We start from the raw sequence: 17,515 nt of genomic DNA on the forward strand, positions 1-17,515 counted from the left end.
CCCTCTATTTCAGCAGATTCTCTCAGTCACAACAACATATCTGGGACATTACCCTCACCGTACTGAGGCGATGAGCAATCACAAAACTAGTCCGCCCTTGTAGTAGACGTGCGATCGCAGATTGTACCAGCGTTTTTGTTCGCGTATTGATAGGGCATAAGGGCTTGCAGATACTCAGTTAACTGCGATCGAATTCTTGTCGCTCAAAATTCTATTAATACAGATAATTTGGCATAAGCAATTTGTCCAGTTGCGTCACAACCCTAGCCAACCTCGGAGAGACTGCTCTAGTTGCTCAGCATCAGAATCAGCTAATTTGCCAATCACTTTCACAACCAAAGTTTGATGTACGGTGTATAACCCTCGCTTAACTGCCGTAGCTACGTTTAGCCCTGCTGCTGACCACTCAGACAGCACAAACTCTCCTTCCAGTAACGATGCTATTTTGCTAGTTAACGGTGTGATTATCAAATCTTGAGAAACGTGTAGTGCATTGACAACAACGGCGGGTCTGACCTTTGAACTAGACAAATCTGAAAAAGGGTACTGAACCAAGATGATGTCATTTTTGAAGTAGTTGAGCATACACATCATCCTCATCATTGTTCCAAACCGCATCTAGCGAGACTTGGCTTGTCCCGAGCCAGAACTCGGTTTCATCATCAGGAAAAATGGTCACTAAAACTCGCGTCCCATCTGGAACTTCTATTTGCTCTAGCAACTCAACTTTTCCTTGACGGACGGTTGCCCAAACTGTTTTTGGCATATAAACCTGCGTTTAACAATGCGAGGATTACATCTCAGTGTATCTAAAGATGCGCCTGCCGTTTTCTTAGCCAGAAGTGATTAGACCGCTCGTGATTAAGCCGCAGTTGCACTGCCTAATTGCAGGGCATAGAGATTAGCATAAATGCCTTGTTGTGCCATCAGTTCAGCATGAGTTCCCCGCTCTACAATTTGTCCTTGCTGAATCACAAAGACTTGATCAGCTTGGCTCACCGTACTGAGGCGATGAGCAATCACAAAACTAGTCCGCCCTTGTAGCAGACGTGCGATCGCAGATTGCACCAGCGCTTCTGTTCGCGTATCGATACTACTCGTTGCTTCATCGAGAATCAAAATACGTGGATCAACTAAGACAGCACGAGCAATACTCAGCAGTTGTCGCTGTCCCTGACTCAACATTGCGCCTCGCTCACCCAACTCAGTCGCATAGCCTTGCGGCAAAGAGGTAATAAAGTCATGCACATTCGCAACTTGAGCCGCCGCTTCGATCTCTGCTTGCGTCGCTTGTGGCCGCCCAAACGCAATGTTTTCTGCAACCGTACCTCGAAAGAGAACCGTATCTTGCAGAACAATACCAATCTGCCGTCGTAAACTCGCTTGAGTGACCTGACGAATATCAATATCGTCAATCTTGACCGCGCCGCCTGTAACATCATAAAAGCGCAAGATCAAATTGATAATCGTAGTTTTACCTGCGCCTGTGGGGCCAACAAGCGCGATCGTTTGTCCTGAAGCCGCCCGAAAGTTGACGCCATTGAGAACTCGCTGAGTCGGCGTATAGCCAAATTGGACATTCTCGAAGGTTACATCTCCATCAATAGGAGGCATCTCGTAGGCATCGGGTGCATCTTTGAGTTGAGCCGGTTCATCTAATAGCGCAAAAATGCGTTCTAGACCTGCGATCGCAGATTGGGCTTGAGTATAGAACTGACTCAAAATCTGAATTGGTCGAAAGAATTGCTGCACATAAAGTAAAAACGCAGTGACAACTCCAACGGTTGCTTGTCCGGTAACGGCTAGATAACCACCATAAGCTAACACTCCTGCGGTCGCTAACGTATTCAACACATCGATCGACGGCAAAAACGCCGCCGTGATTGCAACGGCTTGAATATTCGCATCGCGGTTCGCCGCATTCAGTTGTTGAAATTCTTCAATATTGAGGCGGACTCGATTAAAAGCTTGCGCTTCTTTAACACTACCAATATCTTCTTCAAGCTTCGTAGACAAATCGCCAATCGTCCGACGGGTGACTCGAAACCGTTCTCTCGCCCACCGAGAAAACAAGCTCGTCGTCAAAATCATCAAGGGAACAACCAGATTGCTCAACAGTCCGAGTTGCAGATTGATCGCAAGCATGGCAATGATAATGCCAAGCAAACTAAATAAGTTTCCCAACATCTGCGCGATCGTTTGTCCAAATGCCTGATTGACGGTGTTCACATCGTTTAGCAAACGGCTCATCAAATCTCCAGCTTCACTGCGATCAAAGAAGCTAAGCGGCAAACTCTGCACTTTAAGGAAAATGTCTTGTCTCAATTGCGCCAAAATTCGCTGCACAATCCAACCCACGCGCAAGATTTGTCCCCGAATCGCTTGCACGCCAAAAACATAGTTCACCGTCAAAAGGGTCAGCATGAACGCGAGTCCGCGCACGTTGCCTGGAATGATTAAGTTATCAATTGACCAGCCGATCAGAAACGGGCCTAACGCTTGAGTTGCGGCTCCAAGTGCTACTAGTCCCAGCGCGATCGGAATCTCTTTGCGGTAGGGACGGACATACTGTAGAAACCGTTGCAGCGTCGATCTAGGTCGCACATTTGCTTTCGGGGCAACTGCTTTAGGGGCAGCAGAATCTGGTTTCATTGCTGTACTCCTTGCTGCGTTTGCTTGACCTGAGATTCTAAAATCGCGCCATACAGTGGACTCATTGCCAGCAACTCTTCATGGCTACCTTGAGCAACTAGCCGTCCTTGATCCATCAGCAAGATGCGATCGGCGTTTTTGACCGTGCTAATGCGTTGAGCAATCACAAACGAAGTACAGGTTTTGCGCTGCATCAGATCATCTAAAGAATCTTGAATTTGGGCGGCAGTTTTGGCATCTACAGCAGAGGTACTGTCATCGAGAATGAGAATGCGATAGTCGGTTAGAAGGGTTCGCGCGATCGCAATACGCTGTTTTTGTCCGCCTGACAATCCGACTCCTCGTTCGCCGATGATCGTGTCGTAGCCGTCAGGCAAGTCTGAAATGAAGTCATGAATGTGAGCCGTTTTCGCCGCGTCGATAATCTCATCGAGTGTGGCGTCTTGTTTGGCGTAGGCGATGTTATCACCGATCGTTCCCGAAAACAGCGTGGTGTCTTGAAAGACAATTCCGATTCGCGATCGCAAGCTCGCCAACGAGATATCCCGTACGTCTCGTCCATCAATTCTCACCGCGCCAGATGTGACATCATAAAATCGCGGAATCAGGTTAATGATCGTGCTTTTGCCCGAACCCGTCATGCCTAAAATAGCAATCAGTTCTTTCGGTTTTGTCTCAAACGAAATTCCTTTCAACGCTTCGGTCGTTGAGCCAGGATAGCGGAATCGCACATTTTCAAAGGTAATTCTGCCACCACAGCGATCGAAGGTAGCGGCTCCGGGACGATCACGAATTTCAATCTCGGCATCGACGACTTCATAGATGCGCTCAGCCGATGCCTCCGCTTGCGCGATCGCAGGAGCCGCAAATCCAATCAGCAAGATCGGCTGAAGAATAAAGAGTAAGTAGGAATTAAACGCAACCAGTTCGCCAATCGAGAAGCTGCCGTTAATAACCTGCACGCCTCCAAACCCAATGACAACGACCGTGATCAAATTACTCAATAAAAAGATGATGGGAAACGTTCCCCGAATCGCACGAATTGTTTTCATATTCGTGTCGATTAATTCTTCGTTGAGGTTGGTATAGCGCGATCGCTCGGCTCGTTCGCGAACAAACGCTTTAACCACTCGAATTCCCAACAAATTCTCTTGTAACACCGCGTTGAGGTCGCCTAACTGCTCTTGCACTTGCCGAAACAAATCTCCGTTGCGCTGCAAAAATCGAATCAGTACCCAACTCGCTAAGGGCACGATCGCTAATGTAATCAGCGCTAACTGCCAATTCATGATCAGCAAAATAACGGCGATGCTCACCAAGGTGACCACTGCACCGATCACCTGAATTAAACTCGTTCCTACAAAGGTGCGAATTTGCTCAATGTCGCTCGTCACACGGGTCAGCAGTTGCGAGGTTTGAGATCGATCGTGATAACTGAAGCTGAGATTTTCAATTTTGCTGAAAATTTGATTTCGCAGATCGTAAGCCACTCCTTGAGAGACGCTTTCTGCCCAGAAGGTTTGGCCAAAATTGAAAATTCCTCGGGCGATCGCAGCAACGACCATCCACGCACCACTAATCAAGACAACGCGAAGATTTTGCTGAGCAATTCCTTGATCAATTCCCCAGCGAAAGAGTTGGGGCGTAATCGCATTGGCAACGGTCAGCAAAAGTAGACTTGCGATCGCGCCAAGGGAAATCAGCCGATAGTAACTTAGTTGATGCAGCACTCGATTGAGAGGCTGCCTTGGAGCATTTTTAGAGCTTTTTAGTTTAGCCAAAAGGATTCAACCTAGCAGATGACATCAGAAAAACAGCGAACGGACATTTAATAACACCGCTCGCCTAATTCTCCCTACAAGGCTTTTGTAGATCAAGTACTAGGTAAAACTTCTATCGATAGAGTGAATTTTACAAAGCGATTTACTGAAAAACGATCAAAGCTGTTATGGATTGGTTTAAAGAATTACGGGTCGCCAAAAACAATGTAGGGAGAAGCGATCTTGGGAGCTTTGCCAGAAGCGACGAGGGCTTGATAAATTGAGGCAGCGACCTCAGCACGGGTTGACGCTCGATTTGGGTTGAGAAAATCGATGTTGGGATAGTTCACGGCGATCTTCCGAAAGACCGCAGCCGAGACGCCATCCTGGGCATAGAAAGGAATTGACTCGTAGTCGCGGAAACCACCAATCACTGAGGCATTGGTTCCTTGAGGCTCAAGCTGCAGCCCACTCGCAAGGGCAACCAGGACTTGAGCACGAGGCATTGCTTGAGCAGGATTGAAAACACTGCCGGGATAGCCACTCAAAAAGTCTTCTGTGTAAGCGGCTTGGATGGCGCTAGATGCCCAGTAGCGGCTTGGCACATCTTTAAAGCGAATAGCACTGCGGACAGCAGGTCGATCGAACGCTTGATCCACCATAACTGCAAACTGGGCACGAGTGACTGGATCGTTTGGGCGAAAGCTACCATCCGAGAAACCGCGGATTACACCCCGATCTGCCAGTGCTTGAATAAAGCCTGCTGCCCAATCGCCCGGTTGCACATCTGAAAAGGTGGTCTGCGCCTGAACCGGAATTTGCAACACCAGCGCTGCAAGCGTTCCGACGGTCATGCTCAGCGCCATGAGAATAGTACTACTAGACAACTTAGATCGAATAGACATTAGCGATCGCTGGGCCATGAGGCAGAGCTTGATTGGAATGGGCGAATCGGTCGAGTAGTCTTTCTGGGCTGAGGATCGACCTGTTGTCTCTGCTGCCCGAAAGGGTCGCGTAGGCATGGCAACGAATAAGTCCTACTCATGGTGAGCTAGGTAGCGAGAACTTACTATCCTGTAGCACCGGAGTTGAACCAGGCTGCGGCAACTCAAACGGTTGAACCGTTGTAATCGATCGCAGGGCTGGAGCCGGAAACAGCGCTTGAAATCCTGCTTGTCGGTAGTTCGCCTCTTCTGGAGCCTCTTCCCAAAGACTTTCATAGTAGAAGAAAGAGACGCCTAAGCCTCGGTCTTGCGCGGCTCGCACTTGCTCCTGAATTTGGGCAATTCCGACTGGGCTAGTTCTCAAGCCCGTTAAAATACCAACGCCTGTCGGAATCTTCTGTTGCGTTTCCTGCATTTCTGGGCGAGAAAGCTGACTAATAAAACTCTGTAGGTTCGGGCGATAAACCTGCACAATCAACTCGTCGGCGATACCTTGTCGCACCCACGCAAGCCAGTCTTGCAGATGAAACTTGTAGGCGAGATCATAGTAGTTGGGAGAAATCGAGAAAATGGCGTAAGGCTTTCGCTCTCTCACCGCTTTTTTTAGCTGCGCCATAAATGCCGTAATCTTATCAGCACGCCAACGCATCCATGCTGGATCAGTTGGACTTAATGGTGTTTTCTTGGTTTCTTTTTTGTAGAGCGCAGTAGTATAGTCGTCAAATCCAAATTCTCTCGGCAGACTCATGTTGTCATCAAATTGAATGCCGTCAACATCATATTGAGTCACAACTTCTAACACGAGATCGGTAATGAATTTCTGCACATCAGGGCGGAAAGGATTGAGCCACACCACCTCACCTGCACCACTAATGGAAGTCTGACTGCCATCGCGCCGTTTGGTAATCCATTCTGGATGATTCAGCACCAGTTCTGAGGTTTCGGGAGCCATCAGACCAAACTCAAACCAGGGCATCACGAGTAGGCTGCGCTGATGTGCTTTGTCAATCAGGTCTGCAAGAATGTCGTGTCCATCTGACCCCTTGTAGACGAAGGGCTGAATGCCTTGTCGTTGAGCGATCGCGCTAGGGTACATGACGTAGCCAGAGTTCCATACAACGGGATAGATTGAATTAAAATTTAGCCTCCCAAGCTGATCTACGGCATCTTGCACTTTGGCGCGATCTTTAAGGACATCTAAATCGTTAATCGTCATCCAAACGCCGCGAATTTCTTGGCGAGACTGAGCGACTCCAGGAGTGACGCTGCCGAGAAGCACCACGGTGACGAAGGTGATAACAAACAGAAGGGGGAAAAGATTTTGGATGATTCGTCGCCAACGTTGAAGAATAAACCGAGATTGCATAGGTATAAATGGTGAACTCATGAATTCAGACGTGTGCTTCTTTAACAACTGCTCCTGTCGGTGCTTGTGCTGAAATTTAGGTGTTCAATTGTCTGCAAACGTTTAGTTTACAAACATTTAATACACCTTCTTTTAATACACGCTGTGTTTACACACATTTAACACACACGATAAATCAAGGAATAAGCGGTTCAACAAATTAGGAGCGCTTAGTTTTGTGCAGCAGTAATTGCTTGGACAGATGATTTGACGTTGCCAAGTGATGAATAGTGCCCACCAAAATTTAGTGTCCGTAAAAATATAAAACCCCTTCTAAATAGAGATGTGCTGTTCGAGATTTTCTGAAACTTTTTAACGTTGCTATAAAAAAATTATGGAATGGGCATTTTGCCTAACCTTAGACAAGATACCCATCCCATAGAAAGAAAATTTTAGTTGATATTGACAGATTATCCAGCGATCGCTTCAAGCTCCGACTCTGCATCTTCAGCAAAATCGCCAGACATATCTTCGGCGTGGGCCTTGCGCGATCGTCGGGTTCGACGCGGTTGAGCGGGGTCTTTTTGGCTCATGGCAAGATAGCGCTTGAGAGTGGAAGGGCTAATATCGATCTCCTGCTCAGCGAGGACGTGAGCAAGTTCATCATAGTCATATCCCTTGTCAAGCGACTCTCTTAGATCTTGCTGTAGCATCTCGATCGCTTGTCGCAATGAGATGGTTGAGTCTGGCTTTTCAGGCAAGTCTCCTAATAATGATGCAGCTTGGTCAAGCATGGTTGTTTGCACCTTGACAGCAGCATTCGATTTTCTATTCACCATAAAAATTCCTGAAGTGTTAATGAATGTAATTCCACTTATTCTAATTGCTGATTCCCTTCGATATCACTAGTCTATACTCTTATCTTAGATAGATATTGATTCATCTTTTAGGTAGAAATTTTATATAAGTTGCTGCAATTAGCCCCAAGCGCAACCAAAAAGCAGCGCTGTAGAAAATCCTCAACGCTTAGTCTGCTGACTTACTTGGCCTGCTGATTTAATTGATCGCCAAGTTGAGATTCATGCTTCTCAAGGTTAAGACGTATCGCTCTCCGTCATAATGGATGTGCAACCCGCGATTAGCGTGACGCGCAACTTTAACGGAAACGAGGCAAGATTGAGATGCAAACCTTAGACAAGCCCCTAGACACAACTTTGGATGATTCACTCATCATTGCAGGGCGATCCTTTAAATCACGCTTGATGACCGGAACAGGCAAGTATCGAACGTTTGAAGAAATGCGACAGAGCATCGCGGCGAGCGAGTGTGAAATTGTCACCGTCGCGGTTCGCCGAGTCCAAACTCAAGCCCCTGGACATGAAGGACTTGCAGAAGCATTAGATTGGAGCAAAATTTGGATGCTGCCCAATACGGCAGGATGTCAAACGGCGGAGGATGCCGTTCGAGTCGCTCGACTAGGGCGAGAAATGGCAAAGCTACTTGGTCAAGAAGACAATAATTTCGTCAAATTAGAAGTGATTCCCGATGCAAAATACTTGCTGCCCGACCCGATTGGCACTCTAGAGGCAGCTGAACAACTGGTAAAAGAAGGGTTTGCCGTGTTGCCCTACATCAACGCTGATCCGCTCTTGGCAAAGCGGTTAGAAGAGGTGGGCTGCGCGACCGTAATGCCGCTTGGTTCTCCGATTGGATCAGGTCAAGGGATTAAAAATACGGCCAATATTCAAATCATCATTGAGAATGCAACGGTTCCGGTTGTTGTAGATGCAGGCATTGGCACTCCTAGCGAAGCTGCACAGGCAATGGAAATGGGAGCCGATGCTCTGTTAATTAATACCGCGATCGCACAAGCCGTCAACCCTCCTGCAATGGCACGCGCTATGAAGCTCGCCTACCAAGCTGGACGCCTTGCCTATCAAGCTGGACGCATTCCCGTGAAAGCTTATGCCAGCGCCAGTTCTCCTCTGACTGGAACGATCAGCAGCTAATTTACACCTTCTCCACCACCCCGATTATTACGATTTCCTCCTTGCGTTAGAGAGTGATTCCTCAAACTTTGTTACAATTGCTAAAACTATTGAGGAAAAACGCTATGCGATACACAGAAGAAGAGGGCGGTCGCTTAAACAACTACGCGATCGAGCCGAAAATGTATCAAGCAGAGCCTCCTACCGCAACGCAGAAGCGGAATTTTGTGGTTTTGGGTGTGGTTGGTACCGTATTAGTGAGCGGATTAATGTTTGTTGCATTTGCTGTGTCGTAGGTCAGCAAAGCTAAGAATTGTCGAAGGTGTTGAAAAATAAGCGCTACTGTAGCGTTCATTTCACCAGGTCACTTACTGTATTGAGTCACCTGGTTTTTTAGTAGAATTTTTCGTCTAGTGCTGCATCTAGAGGGTTTGTGTGTAAACTCTATGTCTAGCAAGGGTATGTCTAGCAAGGGAAATTGAGCTGTCAAAGCTTAATTTATGCCTTCAACCTTTAAGGATCACTTGTTCTGTCCTGACATCAGCCAAATTGCGCGAAGAGATCAATAATTCACAATCTTTTGAGGTGGCTTGACAAGCCTCCGTCCCTATGCTGATGTCTCCTGTTGATCAATCTGTTTTTCGCCCACCTGTGACTAAGCTTGCTTCCCATTCTCCAAGCTTGAATCATCACATCTACCTGCGATTAAGGTTGGCATTGAGCCTTAACCTCCGGCGGCAGATTTTCATTGCAGTATGTGATGACGTCGGGCTGCGCAATCAATTTGCAGCTCATCTACAGTCCGATTTAAGCAGTCCTGCTCTGAGCGCGGATAACATTACGGTTCCGCCAAACCGGCGCGGTACGATTAGCGCGCAGCACACCACAGAGCATAACACCCATGGAACCGTGACGCAGGACTCAGCAAGTAGCGATGCTAATGGACTAGATGCTAATAGACCAACAGATACAACACTGCGGCTGATTCCTCTGACGCTTGAGCTAGAAAATCCAGATGTTTTGGGGCAAATAGGACTTTGGCTCTCACAAAATAGCATTGCAGAAGCGGACAGAAGCGAGATTTTAGGCTTTCAAATTACAGGTGTAGAACATCTGACCCGTCAGCCTGCTCACCTCCAGCGTGCATTTCTCGACGCGCTTCAGGGAATTGCCGCTCAGCGATTGGCTTTGAACTTCAATCTTGTGCTGTGGGTGACCAGGCCGTGGTGCCGCTCCATTCAACAGTCTGCACCCGACTTTTGGCACTGGCATACAGCACTCTTTGAGTTTGAAGGTGATCCGACTCCAGAGCGCGAATTTGACGATGTGCGCGCGATCGCGCCCAACCGAGACCTGTCTGTTGCCTTGCCGCGTCAGTCCTTGATTGATTCTGAGTTTCGGGCATTAGTTCTCGCCACCCTCAAGCAAGATGGAGAACTTCAGTCTGGGTTGGCTTCTGTCAATGAACACAGCGCGATCGATTTACTCAACACTCCAAATCTGCAACCCGTTCGTCTATTGCAGCAAATTGAGAAACTTCATCGCGATCGCGCCTCGTCTGACCTTGTTGGAACCGCATACCGGGAACTAGGAGACTGGTATCGAGATTGCGCTCAACAACCCCAGGCGGCTCCGTCTACTTACACCGTCGCGATTCGAGCTTACGAGCAGTCCCTGCGATTCATTCCCTCCAAGTCGACTCAAGTGTCAGACATTTTGAACGACATTGGCAACCTCTACTGGATGATGGCACGGGCGTCAGCTCAACCGATGGTTAATCTTGAGAAAGCGCTGAAAGCTTATCAGTTTGCGCTAGAACGAACTGATGCTGAGACGCAGCCTGACATCTGTGCGATGTTGTTGAATAATTTAGGCTCGGTCTATAGCGACCTGTCCTATCGGGATGCACCTGTCGAGAACTTGCAGCAGGCGATCGCGGCCTACCAGTCGTGTTTGCAGTACCGAGTGGCAGAAGAAGATCCCTCACGCTACGCTGCGACGCAAAATAACTTAGGAACGGCTTTCTGGAATCTGGCTCAACATCAGCAGCCGGTTGTCAATTTGCAGCAGGCGATCGCGGCCTACAACGAAGCGTTACGCTACTACGACCCTGAACGGGAGCCGCTCCACTATGCGATGCTGCAAAACAATTTAGGAACAGCCTATTGGACGCTCTCGCAGTGCGATGAGGCGATGGAGGCACTTGGCACACTGGCAGAAGATTTTCTGCTGCTGGCGATTGGAGCGTACCGAGTCGCGCTGGTCTATCGCACCCTAGAAGCGGCTCCGGCGGCGTTTGCCGCGACGCAAAACAATTTAGGAACGGCATACTGGCATTTGGCGAATCAGCCCACGACTCATTATGAGGATCGGCAGAATTATTTGCACTGCGCGATCGCAGCTTATCAAGATTCGCTGTCGGCGGTGCAGTATCTCTCAGCCGCGAGTACATCTCACGCTCCTGCTCTCAGCTTTGATACGTCTGCAACCCATTACAACTTGGGAGCCGCGTGCTATCAAACCGCAATCGACGATCGAGCGCCGCTCAGTTCAAGCGATCGCTCTAGCTATCTCGAAACTGCTCTTCAGCATCACGTTCAAGCGCTGCACGGCTGGCAAAACGACCCGGACTTCTATACAAATGCCCTCAGCGCGATCGTTCAGACCGTGCGAACTTTCCACGATCGCTTCGGCATTCAAGGACAAACCCTGGCACTCTCGCGCGTGCCAGCAAACTTGTTGCCAAGCATCATGAAAGAACTTTAATATGAGCGAACTTTAACAAACGAGGCTCAAGCAGGCATAGAGTGTGATGAAGATGCTAATTGGTAGTTAATCATCCTTTATCCTGGCGCTAAATTTCTTATGCTTAAAGAAAGCGAGTATCTCGAATCTGCTGAAATGCGAGTCCGTATCCTGAGCGAGGCTTTGCCCTATATTCAACGATTTGTCGGACGCACGATCGTCGTGAAATACGGCGGTGCAGCAATGAAAGACAGTAGCCTTAAAGCAAAAGTCATTCGCGATGTCGTGTTTATGGCGTGCGTGGGGTTGCGTCCTATCTTGGTGCATGGCGGCGGACCTGAAATTAATTCTTGGCTCGATAAACTGGGCATCGAAGCACAGTTTAAGAACGGGCTGCGCGTCACCGACGCCGCCACTATGGATGTCGTGGAAATGGTGCTAGTGGGTCGTGTCAATAAAGAAATTGTGTCGTTGATTAACCAAGCAGGCGGCTCGGCGATCGGGCTGTGTGGCAAAGATGCCAGCCTAATTGGGGCGCGTCCTTCCGATGAAGAAGGCGTTGGATTTGTGGGCGAAGTCAACAGAGTCAATCCTCAAATTCTCGAATCGCTAGTTGAATCCGGTTACATTCCTGTTGTGTCAAGTGTGGCCGCAGACGAAACGGGACAGGCGTACAACATCAACGCAGATACCGTTGCGGGAGAAATTGCGGCGGCACTAGGAGCGGAAAAGCTAATTCTGCTGACGGACACGGCGGGCATTTTGAAAAACTACAAAGATGCTTCAACGCTGATTCCTCGCCTGGATATTCAAGAAGCTCGTCAGTTAATGGATCAGGGCATCGTGTCGGGGGGCATGATTCCCAAAGTCAGTTGCTGCGTCCGCTCGCTCGCTCAGGGGGTCAAAGCAGCGCACATTATTGACGGACGGCAGCCGCACTCGCTGCTTTTAGAAGTCTTTACGGATGGCGGTATCGGCTCAATGATCGTCGCGTCAGACTTTACCTTCTAAGCGATAATTCGTAATTCGTTGATGAGCGGATTCTCTAATGGTTGAAGTGAATTAGGATCAAAAGTCAAAGGGTTACGTCTTCTGATCACTAGATTCATCGAGCTAAATCACGAATTACGAATTATCTCAACGTTATTTGATATGAATTCTACTCAAACTGAATATGCGATCGCGGCGACAGTGATTCCGCAACAGATCCGAGCGGAAGAAGATCGGCTCCCCGTGAGAAATGATCAGTGTCGATCGCAGTTTTTCCTTCACCCAACGCCGACTCCAAGCGTTTGCGTATTTTTTCATGGCTTTACCGCCGCGACGTATCAATTCGTGCCAATGGCACAGGTGTTTTACGAAGCAGGCTACAACGTGATTATTCCCCGATTGCCTGGACATGGAATAGCCGGAGACTGGGATCGAGACAATCCACCGCCCCTGCCTACGGATGCCGATGAGTATAAAATTTTTGCGCTGCATTGGCTGAGGCAGGCAAAAGCATTTGGTGACAGGGTAGTTGTTGGTGGATTGTCGGGCGGAGGAACAATGGCGGCTTGGTTGGCGCTAGAGCATCCCCAGGAGATTGAGAGCGCGTTGCTGTTTGCAACGTATCTTAGCGGCAGCAATCGAGTTGTCGATTTGTTCGTCAATGTGTTCAATCGGTATTTTGAGTGGATGACGGATGAATCGGTAGAAGAAACCATCGGCTACAAAGGCTTTGAGCTAGAAACGCTGCGCGTTTTCTTAAAAATGGGAAGTAAAGTGCTAAACCGGGCTAAAACCGACCCGGCTGCGCCAATGTTCATCGTGTCCACAGAAGCTGATCTTGCAGTGAACAATGCCGACCACCAAGAGCTATTCGAGCAATTGCTCGAACATCAGCCAAAGACGTGGTACTACTCCTTCGATCGCGCCCTCAATATTCCGCACACGATGATGACTAAAGCCGAGGGCAACCCTTGGCAAGATCTGCTCAATGTGATGGCGAAAGCGTTTGTTGAAAGTGACCTAACCTGGGCAGATATTCGAGAGATTGCCGCACGACTGAGGCAAGGCGAAACGTTTGATCAAGCGATCGCAGCCTTGCAGTTAACTGGCAAAGCGTCGTCGGATATGAATGCTGTGATGACGCTACTCGATGAACACGAGATGGTGCTTAAAGATCAGCCAAGCTAGTCGTAGTCCCATTCATGGAAGTCAATCTCATAGTCACGACACGTAGGGACGTTCTGGCGGAACGTCCCTACGTCGTCGGGTAAATTCACCCTTTGTCGCATTGATGGTTTAAATTGCTATTAAATAAGAACGTTCATCGTGCTGTCTAAGTGCTATAGCACTTAGACAGCACGATGAACGTTCTTAATGCTCTCCCGTCTTACGCATTATTGTTTTGAAGTTCCGCCGTTTTGACGCCTAACTGTTGTGTTTGGTCGCCCCGACGAACCTGTACCTTTAGCGTTTGCCCCAGACGGCTATTCTCGACAATCGTTTGTAGCTGATCAGCTGTTTTAATGGCCTGCTGATCAATTTCAGTAATCACATCGCCTCGACGAATTCCAGCCTTCGCTGCCGGAGTATTGGGCAACACTCGCACGACAATCACCCCATCGACTTCTGGCACGGTAAACGCCGAGTTTGGATCGCTGTTGTTTTGTCTAGCAATTTCTGGAGTCAAGGTTGTCATCTGCACACCCAGATAGGGATGAGGAATCTTTTCGCCTCGCGCCAAGGCATCTTTAACTGATTTTGCCTTGTTGATCGGAATCGCAAAGCCAATTCCCATCGCATCCGCCCGAATTGCCGTATTGATGCCAATGACTTCACCACGATCGTTGAGCAACGGTCCCCCCGAATTACCAGGATTAATGGCAGCATCCGTTTGAATGAAGTCCAATCGCTTATCCACTAACCCAACCTGAGCGCTAGAGCGGTGCAGGGTACTCACGATGCCCAGCGTTACCGTATTATCCAAACCGAGCGGATTCCCTACTGCGATCGCCCAATCCCCAACGCTAACTTCATCAGAATCGGCCAATGCCGCAAACGGCAAATCGGTTCCGTTAATCTTCACAACGGCTAAATCACTGACATCATCTGATCCGCGCACCTTTCCTTCAAACACCCGTCCATCCTTTAGCGTCACCGTGACCTTATCGGCTCCGTTGACGACGTGCGAGTTGGTCAGAATGATGCCGCTTTGATCAATCACAAACCCCGATCCTTGTCCGCGCAGAATTTGTTCGCTCGGGGCTTGAGGAAACACATCCTGGCCAAAGAACTGACGAAAGGGATCATCAAACATCGGATTCGGCATTGCCCGACGAGTCACAGTTCGCTCCGTATCAATCCGAACAACTGCCGTTCCTACGCGCTTTACCGCATCCGCCACAAAACTTCCCCGAGTCACGGCACGCGGAGTAGCTTGAGCCATTTCAGTTAGAGGTTCGGCAGCCACAGACGGAGTGAACCCAAACGCCAGCGCAATCGCAAGACAGAGTGCGGCAACCCGACGAACTCCACGTCGCCAGTCCCGTTGGAGATGAGCAAACCCGATCGCCTCCAGCCAATCCCAATTAGAAAAGTTTGAGCGTTGCATAGCCTTCTTCATAAGCCTTCGACAATGCCAGTTAACTCGCGCCCACAAAAACGCAAGCCCCAGCAAACCTCATCTCTTTTATCGTAAGCAGAATAATAATTCTTGTGCTGGTAGAGATTCCCCCACCCTGAACCGCACCGTTTTCTACCATGCATTAAGATCATAAATATCTTAAGTAAGCAGCACAGACGATTAATGACAACCTCTGAACTTCCCGGCAAGCAAGAAGAACTCAATCAGATTCCAGAACACCCTCATCACAGTCACCATGCGGCTCATCCTCACATCCACAGCGAAGAATCAGTGCGACGGCTAGTCAATCGTCTCTCTCGAATTGAAGGACACGTGCGGGGCATCAAAACGATGGTTCAAAACGATCAGCCGTGTCCCGATGTGCTGGTGCAAATTGCCGCTGTTCGAGGTGCGTTAGATCGAGTGGCACGCATGATTTTAGATGAGCATTTGACTCAGTGCATCGCCCGCGCCGCCCAAGAAGGCAACATTGAAGGAGAAATTGAAGAACTCAAAGCGGCGCTTGATCGGTTTTTGTGATGTGGCGATCGCAAAGGGCGGCTCCAAAGAGATCGCCTCTAACGAGCTGCCGCGCCGCGACTAAGGCGTGCCTTTCTAGCTAAGGGTTGCGTCCTTGCACTCTTCCCGAGTCACACCCTAGGCTACGCCCGCAAACAGGGTGTCAAATGACTGTTGCGGCGCGTCTGGGGTTGCCACAATTTCGACAATCTTGTTTTGGGACTTTGGCTCAAACACTGATTCCACACAAACCTGAGCCACCTTCGTTCGAGGAATGCTGCCTTCCGATAACGTGTCCGCCGACGACATCACGATCGCATTGTCGTTGTCTTCGTTCTTCAACCCACCCGGACGCACGATCGTATAGGTCAGTCCACTACGCTGAATATATTCCTCCGCTTGCTTCTTCCACACCAAAATCAGCCAAAACAGATTCAACGGATGGAAGAACTGAGACGTACAGAGCGACGAGACGAAGACAAACTGCTGGACTCCATTAGCCTTGGCAGCATCGACGAGATGCTTTGTCCCCTCATAATCCACTTTATAAGGTCCCGTCGGGTCAAAGCTCGGACGCGCACCCGTCGCACAGAAGACAACCGTTGCGTCTGCGATCGCCGCTTTCAAATCCGACTTCAACACATCGCCTGTCACCAGTTCAACTTGCGAGGGCAGAATGGCTCGTGCTGCATCTGCATCTCGCACCAGTGCCCGGATAGGAATATCCCTTGCCAATAACTGCTGGACAATCCGCCGCCCTGTTTCTCCAGTTGCCCCTGCTACAAATGCTTTCATAGGACTTCTCGCTAAACTTGTTCGACTCTTGTTTTCGCTCGAATCGATTCTCTTAACATCTGATGAAGGGTAGAGGTAGAGCAGACTTGAACAACATCAGGCTTCTGACTTTAATCTTTATAGGCTTTGCACAAAGGTTCGTACTTCCTTAAAATACTTTTCGTAACCATTCGATAAAATACATTTCGTAATGATTCGATAGGATTGATCGATTAGAATCGAGTTCGTGCTGATTTCCACGGATAGGGCTAAACCCTCCGAAAAAACCGTCTCAGAGATCACCGCACACCTGTGCCACTCAGTATAGATTGTATGAACTTTCAAGGGACGCGATCGCTTAAACGTGAAGCACCAGATACCTTCAGGGAACCTTGGATCAAGACCAACGGCGTAAATCAAGAGAGAGCATGCAGTCCTCACCAACCAACTCGTTTTACGAAGCTTCGCAGGATCGTCAACTGACTCACACTGCCGATCACGGTTTGCACTCGATCTCCACCCATTGTCCAGCCTCCGAAGGCACAAGTTCAGTTGCACCAATCGGGTCAACTGAATTTCGGAGCCACTTCGTGGACTTCATGGAAATGGGTGCCGATGTGCAAACTGTAGAAAAGTATCTTGATGGCCATTCTGAGTGGTTTCATCGCTGCGCCCACCCCATGGTGGTAGAGTCGATCGGCGCGAATAGCTATGCGATGACCGTTGGGCGGTTTGGCGCATTCGGCTTCGATGTTGAACCGAAAATTGGACTAGACCTACTGCCTCATCAGGAAAGCGTGTATCGGATTGAGACAGTTCCGGTGCCAAACTACACGGAGATTGGCTATGAGGTTGATTTTCGCGCCGCGATGGAGCTAATTGATCTAGGTAACGATACTTCTGGGTGGGCAACAACCCGAATTCAGTGGGAATTAGATCTGGCGGTTGCCATTCAGTTCCCAAAATTCATTCACGCTCTGCCAGAGACGCTGATCCGGCGCACCGGCGATCGCATTCTCAATCAGGTGGTTCGGCAGGTCTCCCGTCGCTTAACTCACAAGGTGCAAGAAGACTTTCATTCATCTCATTGCCTCCCCCTGCCAAAACGGGCTAAAAAGCAACGCTAAGGAACGTGGATTAAATAAGACCGGCGGAAAAGGGAAAGGTGATAGGCTTGG

General features: G+C 49.0%; 16 protein-coding genes. 7 read left to right on the top strand and 9 right to left on the bottom strand.

The window, feature by feature from the left end; all coding sequences use genetic code 11:
• Positions 1 to 255 precede the first annotated feature (255 nt).
• The 7 genes from AC5JLB_RS04795 to AC5JLB_RS04825 all read right to left on the bottom strand — a co-directional run bounded on the left by AC5JLB_RS04795 (position 256) and on the right by AC5JLB_RS04825 (position 7,540).
• The gene (locus AC5JLB_RS04795; RefSeq protein WP_495872710.1) at positions 256 to 585 is read right to left on the bottom strand and encodes a type II toxin-antitoxin system PemK/MazF family toxin; all 330 of its coding nucleotides are present in this window, start codon (positions 583 to 585) and stop codon (positions 256 to 258) included.
• The gene (locus AC5JLB_RS04800) at positions 563 to 766 is read right to left on the bottom strand and encodes a hypothetical protein (protein ID WP_495872711.1); all 204 of its coding nucleotides are present in this window, start codon (positions 764 to 766) and stop codon (positions 563 to 565) included. Before AC5JLB_RS04800 ends, AC5JLB_RS04795 begins: the two co-directional genes overlap by 23 nt.
• Before the next feature lie 95 nt (positions 767 to 861).
• A complete protein-coding gene (locus AC5JLB_RS04805) occupies positions 862 to 2,652 on the bottom strand; it encodes an ABC transporter ATP-binding protein (RefSeq protein ID WP_495872712.1) in 1,791 nt (596 codons plus the stop codon).
• Positions 2,649 to 4,433: an ABC transporter ATP-binding protein gene (locus AC5JLB_RS04810; protein WP_495872713.1), complete on the bottom strand. Its 1,785-nt coding sequence runs from the start codon at positions 4,431 to 4,433 to the stop codon at positions 2,649 to 2,651. The genes AC5JLB_RS04805 and AC5JLB_RS04810 overlap by 4 nt, the downstream gene beginning before the upstream one ends.
• 185 nt (positions 4,434 to 4,618) lie before the next feature.
• On the bottom strand, positions 4,619 to 5,434 hold the full coding sequence (locus AC5JLB_RS04815) for an S-layer homology domain-containing protein (protein ID WP_495872714.1): 816 nt from the start codon (positions 5,432 to 5,434) through the stop codon (positions 4,619 to 4,621).
• A 19-nt stretch (positions 5,435 to 5,453) separates the two neighbouring features.
• Entirely contained in the window at positions 5,454 to 6,722 is a 1,269-nt protein-coding gene (locus AC5JLB_RS04820) for a glycoside hydrolase family 10-like protein (protein ID WP_495872715.1), read from the bottom strand.
• A gap of 449 nt (positions 6,723 to 7,171) precedes the next feature.
• Entirely contained in the window at positions 7,172 to 7,540 is a 369-nt protein-coding gene (locus tag AC5JLB_RS04825) for a hypothetical protein (protein ID WP_495872716.1), read from the bottom strand.
• A gap of 342 nt (positions 7,541 to 7,882) precedes the next feature.
• Between AC5JLB_RS04825 and AC5JLB_RS04830 the strand changes: the two genes are divergently transcribed.
• The 5 genes from AC5JLB_RS04830 to AC5JLB_RS04850 all read left to right on the top strand — a co-directional run bounded on the left by AC5JLB_RS04830 (position 7,883) and on the right by AC5JLB_RS04850 (position 13,612).
• On the top strand, positions 7,883 to 8,710 hold the full coding sequence (locus tag AC5JLB_RS04830; protein WP_495872717.1) for a thiazole synthase: 828 nt from the start codon (positions 7,883 to 7,885) through the stop codon (positions 8,708 to 8,710).
• A 104-nt stretch (positions 8,711 to 8,814) separates the two neighbouring features.
• Positions 8,815 to 8,985 (top strand): photosystem II assembly protein Psb34, encoded by a 171-nt coding sequence (psb34, locus tag AC5JLB_RS04835; protein ID WP_495872718.1) that lies wholly within the window; start codon positions 8,815 to 8,817, stop codon positions 8,983 to 8,985.
• Between the two features lie 313 nt (positions 8,986 to 9,298).
• Positions 9,299 to 11,455 carry a tetratricopeptide repeat protein gene (locus AC5JLB_RS04840; RefSeq protein ID WP_495872719.1) on the top strand — a complete coding sequence of 719 codons (2,157 nt, stop codon included), beginning with the start codon at positions 9,299 to 9,301 and terminating at the stop codon, positions 11,453 to 11,455.
• Between the two features lie 99 nt (positions 11,456 to 11,554).
• Positions 11,555 to 12,445 (top strand): acetylglutamate kinase, encoded by an 891-nt coding sequence (argB, locus tag AC5JLB_RS04845; RefSeq protein WP_495872720.1) that lies wholly within the window; start codon positions 11,555 to 11,557, stop codon positions 12,443 to 12,445.
• A gap of 141 nt (positions 12,446 to 12,586) precedes the next feature.
• Positions 12,587 to 13,612 carry an alpha/beta hydrolase gene (locus AC5JLB_RS04850; protein WP_495872721.1) on the top strand — a complete coding sequence of 342 codons (1,026 nt, stop codon included), beginning with the start codon at positions 12,587 to 12,589 and terminating at the stop codon, positions 13,610 to 13,612.
• Between the two features lie 199 nt (positions 13,613 to 13,811).
• On the opposite strand, the gene AC5JLB_RS04855 is transcribed toward AC5JLB_RS04850, so the two are convergent.
• Positions 13,812 to 15,032: an HhoA/HhoB/HtrA family serine endopeptidase gene (locus tag AC5JLB_RS04855; protein WP_495872722.1), complete on the bottom strand. Its 1,221-nt coding sequence runs from the start codon at positions 15,030 to 15,032 to the stop codon at positions 13,812 to 13,814.
• Between the two features lie 195 nt (positions 15,033 to 15,227).
• On the opposite strand from AC5JLB_RS04855, the gene AC5JLB_RS04860 reads away from it, so the two are divergent.
• Complete coding sequence (locus AC5JLB_RS04860) at positions 15,228 to 15,584, top strand: metal-sensing transcriptional repressor (protein WP_495872723.1); 357 nt, start codon at positions 15,228 to 15,230, stop codon at positions 15,582 to 15,584.
• 117 nt (positions 15,585 to 15,701) lie between these two features.
• Here the strand turns inward: AC5JLB_RS04860 and AC5JLB_RS04865 are convergent, their stop codons facing one another.
• Positions 15,702 to 16,358: an NAD(P)H-binding protein gene (locus AC5JLB_RS04865; protein ID WP_495872724.1), complete on the bottom strand. Its 657-nt coding sequence runs from the start codon at positions 16,356 to 16,358 to the stop codon at positions 15,702 to 15,704.
• Positions 16,359 to 16,765: 407 nt separating this feature from the next.
• On the opposite strand from AC5JLB_RS04865, the gene AC5JLB_RS04870 reads away from it, so the two are divergent.
• The gene (locus AC5JLB_RS04870; RefSeq protein WP_495872725.1) at positions 16,766 to 17,464 is read left to right on the top strand and encodes a DUF1997 domain-containing protein; all 699 of its coding nucleotides are present in this window, start codon (positions 16,766 to 16,768) and stop codon (positions 17,462 to 17,464) included.
• Positions 17,465 to 17,515: the final 51 nt, after the last annotated feature.

Source organism: Myxacorys chilensis, assembly GCF_059505265.1.

Bases quoted from the DNA above. Each gene is read 5' to 3' on its own strand.
- AC5JLB_RS04795 (WP_495872710.1), bottom strand. From the start codon at position 585: ATGCTCAACTACTTCAAAAATGACATCATCTTGGTTCAGTACCCTTTT.
- AC5JLB_RS04800 (WP_495872711.1), bottom strand. From the start codon at position 766: ATGCCAAAAACAGTTTGGGCAACCGTCCGTCAAGGAAAAGTTGAGTTG.
- AC5JLB_RS04805 (WP_495872712.1), bottom strand. From the start codon at position 2,652: ATGAAACCAGATTCTGCTGCCCCTAAAGCAGTTGCCCCGAAAGCAAAT.
- AC5JLB_RS04815 (WP_495872714.1), bottom strand. From the start codon at position 5,434: ATGCCTACGCGACCCTTTCGGGCAGCAGAGACAACAGGTCGATCCTCA.
- AC5JLB_RS04820 (WP_495872715.1), bottom strand. From the start codon at position 6,722: ATGCAATCTCGGTTTATTCTTCAACGTTGGCGACGAATCATCCAAAAT.
- AC5JLB_RS04825 (WP_495872716.1), bottom strand. From the start codon at position 7,540: ATGGTGAATAGAAAATCGAATGCTGCTGTCAAGGTGCAAACAACCATG.
- AC5JLB_RS04830 (WP_495872717.1), top strand. From the start codon at position 7,883: ATGCAAACCTTAGACAAGCCCCTAGACACAACTTTGGATGATTCACTC.
- psb34 (WP_495872718.1), top strand. From the start codon at position 8,815: ATGCGATACACAGAAGAAGAGGGCGGTCGCTTAAACAACTACGCGATC.
- AC5JLB_RS04840 (WP_495872719.1), top strand. From the start codon at position 9,299: ATGCTGATGTCTCCTGTTGATCAATCTGTTTTTCGCCCACCTGTGACT.
- argB (WP_495872720.1), top strand. From the start codon at position 11,555: ATGCTTAAAGAAAGCGAGTATCTCGAATCTGCTGAAATGCGAGTCCGT.
- AC5JLB_RS04850 (WP_495872721.1), top strand. From the start codon at position 12,587: ATGAATTCTACTCAAACTGAATATGCGATCGCGGCGACAGTGATTCCG.
- AC5JLB_RS04855 (WP_495872722.1), bottom strand. From the start codon at position 15,032: ATGCAACGCTCAAACTTTTCTAATTGGGATTGGCTGGAGGCGATCGGG.
- AC5JLB_RS04860 (WP_495872723.1), top strand. From the start codon at position 15,228: ATGACAACCTCTGAACTTCCCGGCAAGCAAGAAGAACTCAATCAGATT.
- AC5JLB_RS04865 (WP_495872724.1), bottom strand. From the start codon at position 16,358: ATGAAAGCATTTGTAGCAGGGGCAACTGGAGAAACAGGGCGGCGGATT.
- AC5JLB_RS04870 (WP_495872725.1), top strand. From the start codon at position 16,766: ATGCAGTCCTCACCAACCAACTCGTTTTACGAAGCTTCGCAGGATCGT.